This window comes from Mucilaginibacter sp. UR6-11 (assembly GCF_020880695.1).
Classification (GTDB): domain Bacteria; phylum Bacteroidota; class Bacteroidia; order Sphingobacteriales; family Sphingobacteriaceae; genus Mucilaginibacter.
Genome location: NZ_JAJIWO010000008.1, coordinates 110,925 through 130,332 on the forward strand (window position 1 = coordinate 110,925; position 19,408 = coordinate 130,332).

At 42.5% G+C, this 19,408-nt stretch carries 22 protein-coding genes; 14 read left to right on the plus strand and 8 right to left on the minus strand.

Annotation, left to right across the window (positions count from 1 at the left end; translation table 11 throughout):
* Nucleotides 1-84 precede the first annotated feature (84 nt).
* Together yidC and LJ658_RS17115 are read right to left on the minus strand one after the other, a co-directional pair.
* Nucleotides 85-1,908 carry a membrane protein insertase YidC gene (gene yidC, locus LJ658_RS17110; RefSeq protein WP_230547757.1) on the minus strand — a complete coding sequence of 608 codons (1,824 nt, stop codon included), beginning with the start codon at nucleotides 1,906-1,908 and terminating at the stop codon, nucleotides 85-87.
* A 25-nt stretch (nucleotides 1,909-1,933) separates the two neighbouring features.
* A complete protein-coding gene (locus LJ658_RS17115; RefSeq protein WP_230547758.1) occupies nucleotides 1,934-3,544 on the minus strand; it encodes a CTP synthase in 1,611 nt (536 codons plus the stop codon).
* A gap of 199 nt (nucleotides 3,545-3,743) precedes the next feature.
* On the opposite strand from LJ658_RS17115, the gene LJ658_RS17120 reads away from it, so the two are divergent.
* Entirely contained in the window at nucleotides 3,744-4,316 is a 573-nt protein-coding gene (locus LJ658_RS17120) for a hypothetical protein (RefSeq protein WP_230547759.1), read from the plus strand.
* A gap of 13 nt (nucleotides 4,317-4,329) precedes the next feature.
* Here LJ658_RS17120 and kdsB read toward each other — a convergent pair whose 3' ends face one another.
* From kdsB to trpS, 3 genes are all read right to left on the minus strand, one after another.
* Nucleotides 4,330-5,058 carry a 3-deoxy-manno-octulosonate cytidylyltransferase gene (gene kdsB / locus LJ658_RS17125; protein WP_230547760.1) on the minus strand — a complete coding sequence of 243 codons (729 nt, stop codon included), beginning with the start codon at nucleotides 5,056-5,058 and terminating at the stop codon, nucleotides 4,330-4,332.
* A 73-nt stretch (nucleotides 5,059-5,131) separates the two neighbouring features.
* Nucleotides 5,132-5,746 (minus strand): deoxynucleoside kinase, encoded by a 615-nt coding sequence (locus LJ658_RS17130; RefSeq protein WP_230547761.1) that lies wholly within the window; start codon nucleotides 5,744-5,746, stop codon nucleotides 5,132-5,134.
* A gap of 82 nt (nucleotides 5,747-5,828) precedes the next feature.
* Nucleotides 5,829-6,824, minus strand: a complete 996-nt coding sequence (gene trpS / locus LJ658_RS17135; RefSeq protein ID WP_230547762.1) for a tryptophan--tRNA ligase — start codon at nucleotides 6,822-6,824, stop codon at nucleotides 5,829-5,831.
* A gap of 158 nt (nucleotides 6,825-6,982) precedes the next feature.
* Here trpS and LJ658_RS17140 point away from each other — a divergent pair, with 158 nt between their 5' ends.
* From LJ658_RS17140 to LJ658_RS17150, 3 genes are all read left to right on the plus strand, one after another.
* Nucleotides 6,983-7,594, plus strand: a complete 612-nt coding sequence (locus LJ658_RS17140; protein WP_370633089.1) for a lysophospholipid acyltransferase family protein — start codon at nucleotides 6,983-6,985, stop codon at nucleotides 7,592-7,594.
* 1 nt (nucleotide 7,595) lies between these two features.
* Nucleotides 7,596-7,883, plus strand: a complete 288-nt coding sequence (gene gatC / locus LJ658_RS17145) for an Asp-tRNA(Asn)/Glu-tRNA(Gln) amidotransferase subunit GatC (protein WP_230547764.1) — start codon at nucleotides 7,596-7,598, stop codon at nucleotides 7,881-7,883.
* Between the two features lie 89 nt (nucleotides 7,884-7,972).
* The gene (locus LJ658_RS17150) at nucleotides 7,973-8,692 is read left to right on the plus strand and encodes an ABC transporter ATP-binding protein (RefSeq protein WP_230547765.1); all 720 of its coding nucleotides are present in this window, start codon (nucleotides 7,973-7,975) and stop codon (nucleotides 8,690-8,692) included.
* Between the two features lie 506 nt (nucleotides 8,693-9,198).
* Here the strand turns inward: LJ658_RS17150 and LJ658_RS17155 are convergent.
* Nucleotides 9,199-9,822: a hypothetical protein gene (locus LJ658_RS17155; RefSeq protein ID WP_230547766.1), complete on the minus strand. Its 624-nt coding sequence runs from the start codon at nucleotides 9,820-9,822 to the stop codon at nucleotides 9,199-9,201.
* 73 nt (nucleotides 9,823-9,895) lie between these two features.
* Nucleotides 9,896-10,882 carry a chitinase gene (locus LJ658_RS17160; RefSeq protein WP_230547767.1) on the minus strand — a complete coding sequence of 329 codons (987 nt, stop codon included), beginning with the start codon at nucleotides 10,880-10,882 and terminating at the stop codon, nucleotides 9,896-9,898.
* Between the two features lie 115 nt (nucleotides 10,883-10,997).
* Here LJ658_RS17160 and LJ658_RS17165 point away from each other — a divergent pair, with 115 nt between their 5' ends.
* From LJ658_RS17165 to LJ658_RS17175, 3 genes are all read left to right on the plus strand, one after another.
* Entirely contained in the window at nucleotides 10,998-11,546 is a 549-nt protein-coding gene (locus LJ658_RS17165; protein ID WP_230547768.1) for a cob(I)yrinic acid a,c-diamide adenosyltransferase, read from the plus strand.
* A gap of 96 nt (nucleotides 11,547-11,642) precedes the next feature.
* On the plus strand, nucleotides 11,643-11,864 hold the full coding sequence (locus LJ658_RS17170) for a DUF2795 domain-containing protein (protein WP_002996718.1): 222 nt from the start codon (nucleotides 11,643-11,645) through the stop codon (nucleotides 11,862-11,864).
* 126 nt (nucleotides 11,865-11,990) lie between these two features.
* Nucleotides 11,991-12,137, plus strand: a complete 147-nt coding sequence (locus LJ658_RS17175; RefSeq protein ID WP_230547769.1) for a lmo0937 family membrane protein — start codon at nucleotides 11,991-11,993, stop codon at nucleotides 12,135-12,137.
* Between the two features lie 71 nt (nucleotides 12,138-12,208).
* Here the strand turns inward: LJ658_RS17175 and dprA are convergent, their stop codons facing one another.
* Nucleotides 12,209-13,309: a DNA-processing protein DprA gene (gene dprA / locus LJ658_RS17180; protein ID WP_230547770.1), complete on the minus strand. Its 1,101-nt coding sequence runs from the start codon at nucleotides 13,307-13,309 to the stop codon at nucleotides 12,209-12,211.
* Nucleotides 13,310-13,483: 174 nt separating this feature from the next.
* Here dprA and LJ658_RS17185 point away from each other — a divergent pair, with 174 nt between their 5' ends.
* From LJ658_RS17185 to LJ658_RS17215, 7 genes are all read left to right on the plus strand, one after another.
* Nucleotides 13,484-13,822 (plus strand): BlaI/MecI/CopY family transcriptional regulator, encoded by a 339-nt coding sequence (locus LJ658_RS17185; protein ID WP_370633091.1) that lies wholly within the window; start codon nucleotides 13,484-13,486, stop codon nucleotides 13,820-13,822.
* Between the two features lie 41 nt (nucleotides 13,823-13,863).
* Nucleotides 13,864-16,065 (plus strand): M56 family metallopeptidase, encoded by a 2,202-nt coding sequence (locus tag LJ658_RS17190; protein ID WP_230547772.1) that lies wholly within the window; start codon nucleotides 13,864-13,866, stop codon nucleotides 16,063-16,065.
* Nucleotides 16,066-16,269: 204 nt separating this feature from the next.
* The gene (locus LJ658_RS17195; protein ID WP_230547773.1) at nucleotides 16,270-17,136 is read left to right on the plus strand and encodes an ankyrin repeat domain-containing protein; all 867 of its coding nucleotides are present in this window, start codon (nucleotides 16,270-16,272) and stop codon (nucleotides 17,134-17,136) included.
* 116 nt (nucleotides 17,137-17,252) lie between these two features.
* Nucleotides 17,253-17,714 (plus strand): TonB family protein, encoded by a 462-nt coding sequence (locus LJ658_RS17200; protein WP_255670524.1) that lies wholly within the window; start codon nucleotides 17,253-17,255, stop codon nucleotides 17,712-17,714.
* 74 nt (nucleotides 17,715-17,788) lie between these two features.
* The gene (locus LJ658_RS17205) at nucleotides 17,789-18,106 is read left to right on the plus strand and encodes a hypothetical protein (RefSeq protein WP_230547775.1); all 318 of its coding nucleotides are present in this window, start codon (nucleotides 17,789-17,791) and stop codon (nucleotides 18,104-18,106) included.
* A gap of 62 nt (nucleotides 18,107-18,168) precedes the next feature.
* Nucleotides 18,169-18,936, plus strand: a complete 768-nt coding sequence (locus tag LJ658_RS17210) for a hypothetical protein (RefSeq protein WP_230547776.1) — start codon at nucleotides 18,169-18,171, stop codon at nucleotides 18,934-18,936.
* An 85-nt stretch (nucleotides 18,937-19,021) separates the two neighbouring features.
* Nucleotides 19,022-19,408 carry a TonB family protein gene (locus LJ658_RS17215; RefSeq protein WP_230547777.1) on the plus strand — a complete coding sequence of 129 codons (387 nt, stop codon included), beginning with the start codon at nucleotides 19,022-19,024 and terminating at the stop codon, nucleotides 19,406-19,408.

Here is a 19,408-nt window from a genome sequence, read left to right on the forward strand (position 1 = left end):
GACGCAAAGCATTGCGTCTCTACCCACAAACAAAAAGGCCCGCGATAACCGCGAGCCTAATCTTTAATCTCTAATCTTCAATCACTACTTCTTCTTCGCCTGCACCTGTTGCTGCTGGCGCATCATCTCTTCCATTTTAGCGCTAAAGCCTGATTTTTTCTTTTTATCCTCAGGTTTCTTTTTGTTTTCCTGGATCTGGGCATGGATCTTTTTATCATCAACCATTAAGCGGATAAGATATTGCTGTAAAAAGGTAAGCATGTTAGCCAGGAAGTAGTAATAGTTCAAACCTGCCGGATAGCCGTTCAGCGCGCCCAGGAAAATTATCGGGGTGATATACCCAACATATTTCATCTGGCCGCTTACACCTGATATCTGGTTATTAAAATAGGTATAGATCAATGTCGATACCGTCATCAGCAAACACATTAAACTTAAGTGATCGCCCAGGAAAGGAACACTGAACCCAAAATTCACTATTGAATCATAAGTTGAAAGATCATGCATCCACAGAAAACCCTGACCACGCAGTTCGAATAATCCCGGGAAGAACCGGAAGAAGGCGATAACGATAGGCATCTGGATCAGCAATGGCAAACATCCGCCTAATGGATTTACGCCAGCCTTTTTATACAGCTTGAGATATTCCTGTTGTAATAAGGTTGGATTATCTTCGCCAACTTTAGCTTTGATCTCGTCCATCTCGGGCTTTAACACCCGCATTTTAGCCATTGACAGGTATGACTTGTAGGTAAGTGGCGATAAAACCAGTTTCAGGATGATGGTTAATGCCAATATAATTAACCCGTAGTTCCAGTTAAACTGGGTTAAAAAATTAAATACCGGTATAACCGCTACACGGTTAACATATTTTAAAGGGCCCCAGCCCAGGTTAATTTGTTTTTCAAAACCATGACCTTCGGCGGCTAACGTTTTATAACGGTTAGGGCTAAAGTAAAAATCAAGCGGGAAAGTACCATCACTGTTGCGGGCTACCGTAAGGTTAGCTTTTAGCTGTTTGATATCCTCATGGTTGCTGGTATCGACGTTTACAATAAGGCTTGACTTTGTAAAACCATCCTTACTCAGCAACAAGCTCGAAAAGAAATGCTGTTTAAAAGACACCCATTGCAGTTTTTTGTCAGTGATATCTTTTTGATCATTCTTTGTATCGCCCAGGTCGTTAAAATCATTATCCGTAGTAAGGTACTGGATCATGGAGTACTGACGATCAAGCGTTATGCTCTTTTCAAGGCGATGTAAGCTGCTTTCCCAATTTAAGTTAATACTGCTGCTGTTGGCAATAACATTGTCCAGGCCGGTTGCTTTAATAACCAGGCCTACTTTATACCCTTCGCCTTTTAAGCTGTATATATAATCAATATACTGCGTAGCAGTATAACTTAAGCGCATGGTTATTGATGATGAATCCTGACCGGCAACCTGTAAGCCTGCTGCGCTTGGCGTAAAATACCTTTCGTTGGTATTTACATTGGCAGCGCCTGCCCCAAAGCTAAATCCAAACTTATTTGCATCGCCGTCAAATAAAACCAACGGCTTTTTATCAAAAGTTTTAAAGTTTTTTAACTCGACAGAATAGATACGGCCACCACGCGTGCTTAATTTTACGCGCAGATCTTTATTCTCTAAAGTGATCAGTTTTTCTGTGCCGTTTATGGTAGCGCCAAACGGGCTTTTTAAAGCAGCAGAATCAACCGGTTTATTGATAATTTTTGCGGTATCAAGCCTGGCTGTTGTAGCCGGGGTTGTTTTATCTTTTACTCTTTTCAGAGAATCCTGTAATGCAGCTTCTTTTTTTAATTGCGCGTCGCTTGGTCTTAAAAACCAAACCGAACCGGCAATAATGATCATGATCAGGAATAATCCTGTAAACGTATTTCTATCCATTTCTATCGTATCGTACTCAAATTAACTATTTCTTTCGGGCATAAGCCATCGAAGCGGCGACAAAGTTAATAAAAAGTGGGTGCGGATTAGCAACTGTTGATTTTAATTCGGGGTGGAACTGCGCGCCCACAAAAAACGGGTGATTTTTTAGCTCAACAATCTCCACCAAATTATTCTCAGGGTTAAATCCCGATGGTATTAAACCTGCAGCTTCGTACTGTTTTAAGTAGTCGTTGTTAAACTCATAACGATGCCTGTGGCGCTCTGTTATATGTTGTTGCCCGTAAATTGCAAAGGCCCTGGTGCCTTTTTTTAAATCGCAGGCGTATGAGCCTAAACGCATGGTGCCGCCTTTGTTCACCACCTTTTTTTGCTCTTCCATCATGGCTATTACCGGGCTTTGCGTATCCGGATTCATTTCGGTACTGCTGGCGTCTTTCAGGCCTAATACATTGCGGCCATATTCTACCACCGCGCATTGCATACCTAAGCAAATGCCAAAAAACGGAATGTTATTTTCACGTACATACCGGATAGCTTCTATTTTACCTTCAAAGCCACGTTCGCCAAAGCCTGGCGCCACCAGCACACCATGCAGGCCCTGCAGCTTATCAATGGCATTATCCGGCGTTAATTCTTCTGACGGTATATACTGTACTTTTACCTTACACTCGTTTTTTGCACCGGCGTGTATAAATGATTCAATAATTGATTTATAAGCATCAGGCAGCTCAACATATTTACCTACCAGGCCTATTTTAACTTCGGAGGTAGGGTTTTTCAAGCGGCCCAAAAAGTCCTTCCAGTTGGTTAATTCCGGATCTGTTTTATGTGGCAGTTTAAGTTTGGTTAATACGGTTTTATCCAATTGCTCTTTGAGCATCAGCAATGGCACATCATATATGGTCGAAGCGTCGATAGACTCAATTACCGCGTTGATGTTAACATTACAGAATAACGCAATTTTTTTGCGGATATCCATCGTTAAATGATGCTCGGTGCGGCAAACCAGAATATCCGGCTGGATACCATACTCTAATAACATTTTAACTGAGTGCTGGGTTGGCTTGGTTTTCAACTCACCAGCAGCAGCAAGGAAAGGGATCAGGGTTAGGTGGATCACCAATGAATTGCCCGAACCTATCTCCCATCTAAATTGTCTTACCGCTTCAATATATGGTAACGACTCAATATCGCCTACAGTGCCGCCCAATTCGGTGATCACGATATCATATTTACCGTCTTCGCCCAGTATGCGGATGTTGCGTTTGATCTCATCGGTAATATGCGGAACAACCTGTACGGTCTTTCCCAAAAAAGCGCCTTCGCGTTCTTTATTGATAACGTTTTGATAGATCCGGCCGGTAGTAATATTATTGGCTTTTGATGTCGGCGTGTTTAAAAAACGCTCATAGTGACCCAAATCCAAATCGGTTTCGGCGCCATCCTCAGTAACATAACATTCGCCGTGTTCATAAGGATTTAATGTTCCCGGATCAATGTTAATATAAGGGTCAAATTTTTGGATGGTTACGCTGTATCCGCGCGATTGAAGTAGTTTGGCCAAGGATGCCGATATAATGCCCTTTCCTAACGAAGAGGTAACACCGCCCGTAACAAATATATATTTAGTCATGTTTTGTTTTGAATATCGGCAGCAGTTTAACCCGCTGTCAATTGTTTGTGTACGGGATACAAAAGTAAGAATATTTTCGGGGTTTGGTTTAGAAAAATTTAATTGTTGATAAGGCGCTGAATGTTAATTGCTACAATGCTTTATTTTAAACAAAAGAAGAAAATATTTCTTTGTACATAACTATACATGACTAATAATTATGAAGAAGATATTAATATTATTAACACTGTTACTGGTTACCGGAAACAATTTTGCTGCTGAAAAACATAAGGACGCCTACCAAAATTATCTGTACTCACTAAACCTGGTATCTAAATTATTTTCGAGGTTGACAGAGAGTGCCGATATCATTGCCCATAAGCCGGAAAGGATCAGCTTTAAAAACCTGGCGGTTAATTTTAATAAAAAAGTTGGCGTGCTGATCATCAATCAAAATAACCTGATAACCTTGATTAATAGAGGAGGTTTTAAGGATCATCATTTCCCCAATTCACTGCGCATAATGCAACAAAATGTATCTGACCTGAAGAAGATCCTGATTGATAACCGCCCCCTGATTGATAACCTGCGCATAGCTAATCTGAACACGGCTGAGATCTATGATAATTTCAACTTCCGCATCTATGAAAATGACGAGTTATTAAGAGCGGCCCCGAAAAATAAACGCAGCAAAGCCTTTAAACACAAGGTAGTGGACAATCTGACGCAAGCCGTGGTGATATTAAATGAGTGCCACAGCAAGGTGGCAGCATTGTACAGTAAGATTAAATAGCGTTGCCAAACACCTAAAATTTAAGCAATTCCAGGTCCTCTGGCGTATCCACCGCGTAGGTTTCCAGCTCGGTTTCAGCCACTTTTATGCGATAGCCATTCTCTATCCAGCGCAGTTGTTCCAGGCTTTCGGCTTTTTCTAAAGCGGATATGGGTAGTTTGGTTATTTCCTGTAAAACATCAGCCCGGTATCCATAAATGCCAATATGTTTAAAGAAAGAATAAAACTCTAACCAGTTTTGCGGCTCTTCGCCCCGGATGTGCGGTATGGCAGACCGTGAGAAATAAGCGGCCTCACTCTGCCGGGTTACGATAACCTTTGGGGTGTTTGGATTATAAAGTTCCTGCTCGGTTTTAACTTTTTTTACCAGGGTAGCTATCTGCACCCCGGGGCTGTTAAAGCAGGTGGCAAGCTTGGTTATCTGTTCAGGATCGATATAAGGTTCATCGCCCTGGATATTGATTACGACCTGATATTGCGGATGCGTGGCGGCCACTTCGGCACAGCGGTCAGTACCGCTTTGGTGGTTAGTGCCGGTCATCACAGCTACCCCGCCGAAAGCTATCACATGATCATAAATACGATTGTCATCGGTAGCAACTATGACCTCGGTTAAATGATCGCATTTTTTTGCCTGCTCATAAACCCGCCGGATCATGCTCTTACCGCCAATGTCAACCAAAGGCTTGCCCGGGAACCGGCTTGAAGCATAACGTGCAGGAATGATACCGAGAATTTGCATGTTCGTGATGTTATACGTTTGACGCAATACGTAGTACGCTCTTTAGTAAACCAGCTTTTCGTAATGTAATACCTTAAAACAACCCGTTAATCTCGCGCTCAACCATTTGGATGATTGACGACATATCTTCTGTATTGTTAGCGAAATCCAGATTATCTTTATCCAACACCAGTAGTTTACCCAGCTTGTAGCCGTTTATCCACTTATCGTATTTTTCGTTCAGTTTTGAAAGATAATCTATCCGGATGCCGATCTCATACTCCCTGCCCCTGCGCTGGATATTATTCACGAGTGTAGGCACCGACGCCTTTAAATACACCAACAGGTCGGGCGGTTTGATGTATTCGGTAATATTATTGAATATTGATTCGTAGTTTTCGTAGTCACGGCTGGTCATCAGACCCATGTCATGCAGGTTTTCGGCAAAAATATAGGCATCCTCATAAATGGTTCTGTCCTGTATAATGTTGCGCCCGCTTTTTTGTATGTCGATGATCTGGCGGTACCGGCTGTTCAGAAAGTAGATCTGCAGGTTAAAGCTCCAGCGTTTCATGTCGCTGTAAAAATCTTCCAGGTATGGATTATTATCTACCGCTTCATATAATGGCTCCCAGCCATAATTTTTGGCCAGTAATTCTGTAAGAGTAGTTTTACCCGCTCCGATATTTCCAACAATAGCTATATGCATATTCGCTAAGATATACTTTGAATGTTAAATTTACAAGTTCATAGTTAACGGAGTTGTACGCCATTAACCACAACTAACGACGTTAGAAGCTTTTGAACCCGATTATCTCCCTCACCTCTTTAATTGTTTTCTGGGCGCTTTCTCTTGCTTTTATAGCACCGTAACGGGCCACCTGGCGCAGATATGGCGCATCATTGGCAATGTCGTTTATTTTTTCGCGGATTGGTGCGGTTGCGATAATCATATCCTCGGCAAGCTGCTTTTTAAGGTCGCCGTAACGGATCTGCATGGTGTTATATAAATTATCAAAATGAGCAATGGTATCAGGGGCAGATACTACTTTCATCAAATCAAAAAGGTTTTGTATCTCATCGGGTTTTGCCTGATTTTCGGCAGTAGGGCCGCTGTCGGTTACAGCACGCATCACTTTTTTGCGGATAACTTCGGGCGGGTCTGACAGGAAAATAGCGTTACCCTCTCCTTCTGATTTACCCATTTTACCTTTGCCATCAAGCCCCGGTATCTTTACCAGGTTCTGGCTAAAGTTAAACGCGTAAGGCTCGGGGAAATATTCTTTATTATACAGGCGGTTAAAGCGGTTGCCAAAGGTACGGGCCATCTCAAGGTGTTGCTCCTGATCTTTACCTACCGGCACTTTAGTGGCTTTATGGATCAATATATCGGCAGCCATTAAAACCGGGTAGGTTAACAGGCCCGCGTTTACATTATCAGGATGGGCTCGTACCTTGTCTTTAAATGAAGTGCTGCGTTCAAGCTCGCCTAAATAAGCGTTCATATTCAAATAAAGATAGAGTTCGGCTATCTCGGGCACGTCCGACTGTACGTAGATGGTGGCGCGCTCGGGGTCAATGCCCGCAGCCAGATACTCAACCAATACGTTTTTAACATTAATGTGCAGATTATCCGGCGTTGGGTGCGTCGTTAACGAGTGCAGGTCGGCAATAAAAAAATAGCAGTTATACTCATACTGCATTTTTACAAAATTTTGTATTGCACCGTAATAATTACCCAAATGCAAGTTCCCGGTTGATCTTATACCACTAACAACAGTTTCCATAGCGGCGAAAGTAAGTATTTTTTATATTTTTGGAGACGATGAAAATACTTTTGAGGAAACTGCATTGCTATTTATATATGGTATCTGTAGCCTTGACTTATGCATTGATTTTCCCGTTTTTGTACCTCCTATCCCGCAGCAGGCGAAATTATAAATACATGAACGCTATACGCCGTACCTGGGGCTTCGTGAGTTCATTGCTGGTGGGTATTTTATATAGCTTTGATTACGAGCAGCCTATCGACTGGAACAAAACCTATATCATCTGCCCGAATCATACTTCAAACCTGGATATCACCGCCATGACTATCCTGATCAAAAATAACAACCATTGTTTTATGGGTAAAGAAGAGCTCCTGAGCAATTTTGTAACCCGCCTTTTTTTTAAAACCGTTGATATCCCGGTAAACCGTGATAGTAAAATGTCATCGTACCGCGCCTTTAAAAAAGCAAGCGAGGCCCTGGCCGACGGTATATCGGTAATTATTTTCCCCGAGGGCCGTATACCCCACCAATACCCACCGCAACTGCACGATTTTAAAAACGGGCCGTTCCGCCTGGCTATTGATTTAAAAATACCTATCATACCTGTTTCATCAATCAATACCTGGAAAGTTTTATGGGATACCGGGCTTGATCATGGCAGCAAACCGGGTATTTGTAATATATTTGTACATCAACCCGTTGAAACGGCAAACTTAACTATTAATGATGCGGACGCCCTGCGAGACCGGGTGCACACCATTATCGAACAGAAATTACAAGCATAACATGAATATTGACAGCGACACCGTAGACAAAATAGCCCACCTTGCCCGCCTTGAACTTGCCGATACCGAAAAGCAGGACATGATTGCGGACATGAACAAGATCCTGGATTTTATGGCCAAACTGAACGAGATTGATACTTCCGGTGTTGAGCCGTTGGTATACTTGTCAAACGAAGTAAATGTTTTCAGGGAAGATGTGGTTAAGCAGGAAATAACGCCTGAAGAAGCGTTGAAAAACGCACCTAAGCATGATGATAAATACTTCCTGGTTGCGAAGGTTATCGGCTAGTGTTGACGTTGAACCTACGACTCCGGGCCTTAGGCTCAAAATAATCTGTAACAAATCAGCCTCTCCTACCGTCAAAGAAAAAAACAAGCATGGAGCCATTAATTACCATTAAAGATATAGGACGCAAATACATTATAGGAACCGAAGTAATTCATGCCCTTAAATCCGTATCGCTTACTATTAATAAAGGTGAATTTGTGGCGCTGATGGGCCCGTCGGGCTCGGGCAAATCAACCCTGATGAATATTCTGGGCTGCCTGGATACCCCTACCAAGGGCGAATATATCCTAAACGGTATCGACGTAAGCCATATGACCGACAATGAACTGGCCGAAGTGCGTAACTCTGAAATCGGTTTTGTATTCCAGACGTTTAACTTACTGCCCCGCAACACCGCCCTGGATAATGTGGCACTGCCTTTGGTTTATGCAGGCGTTAATAAAGAAGACCGGCAGGCCCGCGCAAAAAAGGCATTGGAGAACGTAGGCCTGGGTAACCGTACCGACCACCGCCCCAACGAGTTATCCGGCGGTCAGCGCCAGCGGGTGGCCGTGGCAAGGGCGTTGATAAATAACCCGTCAATTATACTGGCGGATGAGCCGACCGGTAACCTGGATACCAAAACATCTATCGAGATCATGAGCCTGATGGAGGACATCCACGCCAAGGGCAATACCATTATCCTGGTAACGCATGAGGAAGATATCGCCATGCATGCCCACCGCATTGTGCGCATGCGCGATGGTTTGATAGAACGCGATTATATCAATACCAACGTACAAATCGTAGACCGCAGCGAGATCGTCTGACCGCATGCAGGTGATCCACATAAAAATATGGATCACCCGGATCACCGTTTTAAGTTAACTATTTGATAATAAAATACTTAACTTTTTGAGCGGATCACTTTGGATCAATCTTATTCGTCAGGATCATTAAGCGTAAAAATCAGTTAATTTATTGATAATCAACATATTGCAGAACTGTCTTTTTTGCCATTTTTTTGATGAGTGGATCACCCAAAGTGGATCACCCCCCGAACGGTCTTATACGGCTATAGGTTTACACAATAAACTTTATACCGACTTGCGCTGTAAGAGGTTAATATAATATTAAAAATTACCAGCATAGTAAAGCGTCCACGCTTTACTGGATATCCATGCGAGCGTCTACGCTCGCTCACCTTAATGCTTAGCGAGCGTAGACGCTCGCATTTTCGTGCAGTAAAGCGTAGACGCTTTACCGGGCGTGGCACTTTTGGAATAAACTTATACCGACTTGCGCTGTAAGGGGTTAATATAATATTAAAAATACCTTACTCTCCCCAGCAAGCCGCGGCAATCCTTTCGACAAACTCGGCTATGTGTGATGATTTCTCGGCCACTATCGGGTCGTAATTACCGATGATTAAGGTATGGTCAACAATCTCTATCATAAAATCATTGTCGCGGATATCCATAACGGCATTCCTGAAATCACGGTTCATGCCGGCGCTGGCTTTTACATGGTCATTAACCACTACGTAAAACGTGTCGCTAAAAGGCTTGTCTTCTTTAAAATCCAGCTCTAAGGGATGTATGAGCTCCAGTAATTTATCGGTCAGCGTTTCGCGGCGGATAACCACCCCGCCAAAGTTATGCTTCAAATAGGTTAACCCCCAAACCTGGAACTCCTGATGATGGGTGATGTGTTTGTCGCCTATCTTGTAATGCACTTCTACAAATAAGATATAGGCATCCCCGCAATCCTGTTTAATTACATAGGATCCGCGTACGTTAACATCCAGGCAATTCCTGAAAGCTTTAAACTGGTGCAGGTCGAAATCAATATGCCCCGTGGGCTGAACCTTAAATTTCCCGCGTAAAGCTTTATAAGTTTCGTTAAAGCGGTTTAAGGTATCATAATCAAGGTCCGTAGTATCAAAAGAGTAATTTTCCATGGATGGGTCTGGTATTGGTTAAAAATAGGCATCAGTTACCTGATAAACAAATCCGCTATAGTGCTTTGATGGGTTAGTAATGCTGCATCTTACCGCAGGAGCAGGCACAATTGGCATCAGTTACCCCCAGCCTGGCTAAAAAATGCTGGTAAAAGCCAATCCTGTCAAGCATCCCGGGGTTATTTTCGCCTAAATTACATTCCAGCGCGCCGTTAATAATGTTAATCACCATGCCAAAGCCGGGCACACGGCCGGCTGCTTTGTCGGCGGCGTCAGGTTGCCACTTCCCTGTCATCACATCATGGGCCGATGGCTTGCGGGTTTGCGGCGTCATCCAAAAATAAATTGCTGCCTTAAAAGCAACTACCGGGTTGGTGGTTACCAGGTCGGGGTTATTCAGCAGGATATGCCGATCGCCAAAAATCATGTCAGAGGCATAGCCATAATTACCATTGAAGCTTAACTGCAGGGGGCCGCGGCCATAATATTTTTTGCCTTTAACCGGCGGATATTCGTCGCTATCGCCAAAATAATCCAACGAGGTATTGTCTTCATGAATAAGCATCAGGCCATCGGTATAGCTGCCGTTTAGGCCATGGCGGGTTTCATGGGCCACATTGGCAAAAAAAGCGGCTAGTTCTTTTTTATTAATCAGCGGATCGCGCTCATTGCAAAAATTGCCGTAGTCAATTATATAGGTGCTATCCGGCTTAACCTTAGCCCAGGCCTCGTTCCAGTCGGCATCCTGCCTTATAACAGTGGCTTTGCCCGTATTTTTATCGGTACGGATAAACTGGTAAACCGATACCGCCCTGCGGGTAATTTTTACCCTGATCATCCCCAGCTCTTTGATAGCTTGCATAAAAGCGGTATAGGTATAAAACTTATCGCGCTGCGGGAAAAGATCATTAAACTGTTTTTCGGTAATTAAATTAAAAGCTGGCGTTGTTGCTGGCTTGTCGGCTACCGCCTTTGCGGGGCCGCCGCACTTAAAGCCCGAAAACAACAAGATGAGCGCCGGCACTAAAATTAACCTGGTTGATAATAGGATATGTTTCACAACGTATGTATAATAGATGGTTTATGGAATGATTGTAAATATAAATGCAAGTTAAAGTATCTCATAAATATTGAGCAATAATTAACTATGTTTAAATCAATATTTATAATACCGTATGAAAATATATACCAAAACGGGCGATAAAGGTTTTACTTCTTTAATTGGCGGTACGCGCGTGCCAAAGCACCATCTGCGTATTGAGAGCTACGGTACGGTTGATGAGCTGAACAGCTATATTGGTTTAATACGCGATCAGGATATCACCCTACCCGATAAAGATTTTTTGAAGGAGATACAGGACAGGCTGTTTACCATCGGTTCATCATTAGCGGCCGACCCTGAAAAATCAAAAATGGCAATACCCGACCTGCATCCGGCCGATATTGAATTGCTGGAAAAAGAGATGGATGCCCTGAATGGACAACTGCCCGAATTAAAACATTTTATTTTGCCGGGCGGCAGCAGTACCATATCCTACTGCCATATAGCCCGTTGTGTATGCCGGCGGGCCGAACGTTTAGTGGTACACCTGGCCCAGGAAAGCACGGTGGACGATAACGTGACCATTTACCTTAACCGGCTAAGTGATTACCTTTTCACGCTTGCGCGCAAATTGGCAAATGATCGTAAAATCCCTGAAAATCAGTGGATACCGCGGCTTTAAAAAAATTAAAAAAATATATTGATAATCAATATAAAAATATTATACTTTTGCGGAAATTGAAAATTAAAAAATTAACTAAAATTATAAAATAAAAATATGTACTGGACACTTGAATTAGCATCTCACCTGGAGGACGCACCATGGCCTGCCACTAAAGACGAATTAATTGATTATGCCATACGCTCTGGCGCACCCGTTGAGGTTATTGAAAACCTGCAGGCATTAGAAGATGACGGCGAGCCTTATGAGAACATTGAAGAAATATGGCCTGATTACCCTACAAAAGATGACTTCTTTTTTAACGAAGACGAGTATTAATTACCATTAATATCAAAAAAAACCCTGTGCCGATAGCTATTGGCACAGGGTTTTTTGTTTTCGCCGGTTTTTGGAATAGTTTTAGATATAAGGCCAATATTAATTCACAACTAAAACTTTAAAAACATGAGAGGCTTATTATACATTCTCGCCGTCATCCTGATCATAGGCTGGGCATTCGGATTTTTCTACTATTCAGCAGGTGGTATCATCCACATCTTATTGGTAATAGCAATTGTTGCTTTATTATTAGGTGTGATCAGAAGGGCCTGATAGATAGCGGCAGGAACTGCGAGCCGGGAAATATTGTTTTCCGGCTCCCGGCTCCTGCCGCTTGACTTTAATTAACTTACCCTATACATCTTCCCCGGCAGCGAACGTATAAATCCCTGCATTTCCATATTCAGCAGGTTCATAGCCAGCTGGCTCATCGGCATATTTGTTTTTAATGTCAGATCATCTATTGCCAGTGGTGCGTTATGCTGTTGTATCACATCAAATATCGTACGCTCATCCGGCGACAGATCAAGCGGTAATAAAAACTGCTCTGCCGGTTTAACATCATCGGGTTTTTCCCAACCGAGGCTGTAGGCCAGGTCGGCCGCACAGGTAAGCAATGCCGCTTTATTGTTCCTGATCAAAAAATTACACCCTTCAGAATACACATCACCTACCCTGCCCGGGAAAGCAAATACATCCCTGTTATAAGAGTTGGCTATTTCGGCAGTGATCAATGCCCCGCCTTTTACGCTGGCCTCAATAACTATGGTAGCATCGGCCATACCGGCCACTATGCGGTTACGCTCTGGGAAGTTTTCCCGGCCGGGGATGGTGCCCGACGGATATTCGGTTAACCAGCCGCCATTCTCCAGCATTTTATCGGCAGTGCTTTTATTTGCCACGGGATAGATCCGGTCGAGCCCATGCCCAAACACCCCTATGGTAGTCACATTGTTTTTAATACATTCTTTATGTGCTATTACATCTATGCCGTGGGCAAGCCCGCTCACTACCAAAACATCATCATATTGTTGTAGTTCGGCAATCAGCTCTTCGCAAAGCTGGCGGCCGTAGCCGGTAGCGTTGCGGGTGCCTACTATGCTTACTATTTTGCGGGCGTTCAGGCCGGTATTGCCTTTACTGTATAATAATATGGGTGCATCGAAACAGTTTTTTAACCGCTTGGGATAGCGGGCATCGGTATAAAATAATACTTCGATGTTGTTCTTTTCAATAAACTTAAGCTCGGCAGCGGCCTTTTTCAACGCTTCATCAAAATTAAATTCGCGGATAGTTTTCTCGCCGATACCGGGAATATTTAATAACTGATAAGGCCTGGCGTTAAACACCGCCTCGGCGCTGCCTAAATGGCTAACCATTATTTTACCTAAGGTATGGCCTATATTCTTTACAAAGGTTAAGGCTATCTGGTGCAGTTGTGACATAGTGTTTACGTGCAGCTAAAATAGAAAAACTTTGCTACTTTTTTTAGCATTAAATTATTTTCAAAAAAACTACAAAAATAGTTTGCAAACTATAAAAATAGTTCTACCTTTATCTAACTATAAAAATAGTTTACTATGAACATTAAAGAATTAACCAAAGCCGAAGAACAGGTAATGCAAATATTATGGCAGTTAAACGAAGCCGTTGTAAAAGACATTATCGAAAAAATGAACGAACCTAAACCCGCCTATAATACCGTGTCGACCGTTGTAAGGGTGTTGGAAGGCAAGGGTTTTATTGATCATAAAGCCTACGGGAACTCGCATGTTTATTTCCCGCTTATTACCGAGGCGCAGTACCGCAAGTTTACGTTCGATAAAATGATGAGCAGCTATTTCAGTAACTCGTATGAGAGCCTGGTATCCTTTATTGCCAATGAGAAGAAGCTTGGCATTAAAGAGCTGGACGAACTAACCAAACTGATAGACGAATTGAAAAGCAAAAAAAAATAAATTAAACCACTACCTAAACCTTATCACTTAAACCTGAAATTATGAACTGGTTGTATTATCTCGCGGAAGCCAACATTTACCTGGGGGTATTTTACCTGGCCTACCGCCTTTTTTTAACTAAAGAAACCTATTATCAACTAACGCGGGCATACCTGTTGTTTGCCTGTGTTGCTTCATTTATCCTGCCGCTTTTACAAATAGGCGCTTTAAGGCCGGTAGAAAACGCGGTTACTACAACCGTAAATTACACCGTCCCTCAAGAGTATTATGCGCCGCGATACCATGAGGTGCAGCAACCGGTTAATAAAGTAAAAACTATCGCACCAGCTACTCCTGCTCTACCCCCTGTTGCAGTTGTTAACACATTACATCAGGCATCGCCCGTTGTTACCGAAACTAAACTTACACCGCAGGAATACTTAGTTTATGCCTATATAGCGGGTGCAGCAGTTTTATTGATGATGCTAATAGTTAAATTGTACACCTTATTTAAGCTAACGCGCAAAGCCAAATTAACAGATCAGGGTGAATACAAACTGGTTTACCTGCCCGGAACTAACACTGCTTTCTCATTTTTTAACTACCTGTTTATCGGCACCGATGCTTCGGGTACCGATACCATTATCAGGCATGAGCTGGTGCATATCCGCCAAAAGCACTCGGCTGATATTATGTTCCTGGAAGTGCTGAAGGTGGTCAACTGGTTTAACCCCTTTGTATACTTATTACAAAACAGCCTGAAAAACGTGCACGAATATATAGCTGACGAGAAAACCGCGGCCTACGAAACTGATGCTCTGGCCTACTCTTCTTTTTTGGTGAACAACGCTTACGGGACAAGCGGCTCGTCTATCACTCATTCTTTCTTTAATTATAACCTGTTAAAAAAACGAATCATCATGTTAAATCAGAAACGTTCGGGTAATTTGGCAAGGCTAAAATACCTGGTTATTATACCTATATGCGCGGCATTATTATGCTGCTCTACACTGTCCTTCAGCAAAACTTATGCTTTGGTAGATCTGGACCCGATAAAAGGAAGTGGATTTAAGGCGCTCTCAAATAAATCGGCACATAAAACATATACTAATAAAAATGTGGTGGTTGATGAAGCGCCGATCAAATTATCAGCAACTGATAATGGTGACATTGCCCACTCAGGTTATAAATTTGAAGCTGATACCCTTGCCCTTGATAAAAATACAAGGATTGTTGATGAGGACCATCCGCCTATACCTATGGAAAGCGCGGGCGGCTATGATAAGCTAAACCGCTACCTGCTTAAAAACATCCATTACAAACCTGCCGGTGGCGACAAAGGCGGCCTGGTAGTAATAAGCTTTACGGTTGGCCCCGACCGCAAAATAACAGACCCTAAAATAGCCACCAGCGATGGCGAAGTTAGGGATAGCCTGGCGCTTAACGCTTTTAAGAACTACCAGGGCATTGTTAATGATGATGAGGGAAAAACGCTTAAAATAGGCGTGTTTTTTTTCACTGATGATTATTCGATTTTTAAACGCCCGTTTGAGAATGACCCTGGCAACTCAGGTTGGGTAACGGTTACTAAGTATGGCTTTAACCCGCCGCGAACCAGCAAGGGATACGAGTATGCAGAGTGGTTTACAGGGGGGCATATGGTAAACGGCAAGCTTGAACCCACAGTATCCAAAGTACGCTTTTACGATAAAAATGATCAGGAACTAAACTACAGCACCGACACTGCTACCCCTGAGGATATAAAACTGTTAAAAAATAAATATGGATACGTTTTCCCGTCGAATGCTTACTGGGGCTTAGAAGGTGGTACAAAAAGTCATAATTATTTAGCAAACAGTATGGATGTTTATTCTTACTTAAGTAAACCTTATACCGCTGAATTTTACAATCATATTCTCACCGAGCTTAAATACCCCGAAAAAGAAAAAAGCGAGGCCACACCGGGCGCGGTATTGTTAAAATTCGAACTGGATCAAAATGGCACTATTAGTGATTGGGCGGTAGCAAAAAGTGGTGGCGAGGATTTCGACCAGGCAGCGCTGGACGTAGCCAGATCATTTGATGGCACCATAAATGATAAAGCCGGTGCCCACACCATAGCCGTAGTATTCTGTACCGTACAAAATGGCAAACGGCCAAAGGTTGACGAGAACTGGAAAAAAACAACCGGGTATGTGGGCGAAGTTGCCAGGGGCGAAAGCAAACCGATCATGATTTCATTCTCGATGCCTAAAAAACAATAACACCAAAACCTTAGCACGTCACACCAATAACCTAAAAACAGAAGCTGACAATCCACCCGGCAGCCTCATGATTAACGAAGTTATTATACGGGGCTATATCAGAAAACCTTAACCTAAGTATTATGAATCGCATTACAATTGATATATTTATGCTAAGTATAACCGGATTATTTATTAACAGGCATAACTTAATTAATTCGCATAATGAGAGATATAGCGGATATCATAGTTCAACAAGCAATAACAGCAATAGATTCTGGTAAGACAGCCGAACTGATGGAATTGATTGATCTCCACCCAGACCTGGTAGTTGACAGATTACAGAACAACGATGACGGTTATTTTAAAAACCCTTACTTGCTGTGGTTTGTCGCGGATAACCCTATACGGACTGACCAACTACGACACAATATACTGGATGTAACCAGGTCGTTGCTGCAGGTCGCCAAAAACAAAGCGCCAGACACCTATAAATACCAGGTTGATTACACACTTAGCTTAGTAGCATCTGGTCGTGTCCCACGCGATTGTGGTGTGCAGATTGCGATGATCGATTTACTAATAGATGCAGGGGCTTCGCCTAATGCCGCGATGGTTGCTCTGGCAAATGGCAATTTGGATGCTGCACAGCATTTGGTTGACCGCGGCGATAATCTCACGTTAGCGATAGCTGTTTGCCTGGAAGGTAAAGATGATATTAATCATTTAGCTGCATTGGCAAGTGAGGATGAAAAACTAACAGCACTTGCAACCGCAGCATTTTATGGAAAAGCAAATATGGTTAGGCGCTTACTGGAAACGGGTGTCAATCCTAATGGATTCCCGAAGGACAACAGCGGTTTCCATAGCCATGCTACGCCATTGCACCAGGCCGTAAGTTCGGGTTCATTAGATACTGTAAAACTACTGGTTGAGGCGGGCGCAAGTCTTTATGCCGCGGATAAAATTTATAATGGAACACCGCAGGGATGGGCCGCTTATCTGCAGTCTGATGATTCTAATGACGAATCGGGAAAAAGAAATTTCGGGTTGATTAAAAAATTCCTGTATACATCGGAAGAGGCACATTAACTTTACTTCAACAGAAAACTATCATTTTTGATACTTCAATGCCCGGCCGTTTGCCGGGCATTTTTATTTATCTTAGTATTCCATAACCCGCTTCATGAAAGTAATCGCAATTGCTATTGGTCGGCTCGATATTTATCGGCACACCAATTAATGCGCAAAACCGTGTCTTTAAAAACCCCGTTGTAGACACTATTGACAAATCTGAGCTTGAAGGATTTTATAAATACCGGGTAACTATCCGTTATCCGGCTGAATTGAGAGAGCAGGATATAGCAGGCAGAGTTACAGTTTCTTTTCAAATTGATAACCAAAACAAGGCTCAGAATATTGAAATAATTAAAAGCTCTAATCAGGGATTATCAGATGCCGTTGTAAAATTTGTTAAAAGCTATTTAATTCCATCATTGAAAAATCCCGGCGTCATTTATACATTATCAGTATTATTTAAAATAGATAACGGAGGCGAACCTTATACTGTCACCCCTTCCCCTTACAATGATAAAACAACCGAAAAGTTAATTGATAATACATTTAGATTTAAGGAGATTAAACTAATAGGATACCATAAAAGATCATAATCTTGCCGGGTATTTCAAACCAAAATCAAAATACACTGTTGCTTTATATATCATTTCAATTTAATGGAACGGTTATGCGGTCAACTAAAAAGAAATCAGTCAAAAGGTCTACAGCTAAAATGTTGCTGGCCGGCGTTTTAAGTTTTGGTGTAAGCAGCGCGTTTGCGCAGGCCCCGCCGCCGCCACCTACCCCGCCGCCGCCGGGCGCGCTGCTGCAAAAGATCAATCCGTTTAAAAAGAAAAAAGCTACAAAAGCTGCTAAAAAGAATAACGACCTGGTTTTACCGGCAAACCCGCAGGCACCGCCACCGCCGCCAAATCCGGTTGATGTGATCAGGAAAAAGAAACTGCCCAAGCCGCCGGCACCGCCAGCCCTGCCAACTGGTAATTAATTTTTAGATTATTGGATAAAGTTTAGCTATTTGGTATATTTATATAACCAATTAGCCTTACCATGAAAATATTTTCCGCTTGTACAGCAGTTACTTTATTACTGACAAGTAATGTTATCGCGCAAAAGCTTCCCAATAAACAGGAGATCAGTTTTCGCGCTCCTTCAAAATTAAAAATTGATGGCATTGCCAGAGAATGGGGCGACAGGTTACAGGCTTATAATAAAAGCACACAAATATTTTATGCCATAAGTAATGACGATAATAACCTTTATTTAATTGTACAGGCAAAATACGAGGAGATCATCAGCAAAATTATGCGTGGTGGTATCACTCTTGTAATCAATCATACTATAAATAAAAAAGACCCGCAACCAGTTACTATAACCTATCCTAATTTGCGGGGAAGCGATTTCTCGCGCGTGGCCAATGGCATTGCCGGACGATTTTACACCCAGCCCGACACCAGCTACAAACCCATGCCTATCACCGAACTTAATGACAGGATAAACTCAGGATCAAAAACTATAATTACAGCTGGCATTAAAGGGTTGGATAGCGATACGCTGTCAGTTTACAACACCGATGGCATAAAAGCCGCGGCGCAATTTGATAGTAAAATGCTATATAATTATGAGCTGGCTATCCCCATTAAATATCTAAATCTTGCGGATAATGGCGTTAATCCGTTTAGCTATCAAATTAAAATAAACGGCGAATCGGGCGAAAAAAATGCCCCGGTAGCTCCGGGAGAAAGCTACCCACCGCCGGTTGCTGCTAACAATTTAGCGACAACCGATTTTTGGGGCCAATATAAATTGACTAAGTAATGAGTATTTCAAGCAAACTTATTTTACTTTTCATTTTGGGGAGTTTAACATTAAAAGCGCAAATAATTCCACAGCGTCCGTGCCCTTGGAAACCTACTCCTTTGATAAATATATTGATCAAAACATTCGATACCCCGGGCCCGAACTTCGGGATGGAATAACAGGTGTTGTAATAGTTAGCTTCAGGGTTAATACAGATCATCGCGCCACAGATATAAAAATAGTGAACAACCCTAATGAAAACCTTATCAAATCGGTTATAACTGTATTAGAAAAAGCTCCAGCCACATTTGCTAAAAATGCAGGACAAGTGTACGCTATCCCTTTTTACTTTGAGGTAACCGTACAGGATAACCATAAAATCCCCGACGAAACGGGTATTAAAGAAATACTAAGTAAATTAACTGCAGCGCGTATAATAGTACTAAAAAAGGTGAATGTTCGGGGTTTCTTTTATGCCGATTACAGGTAA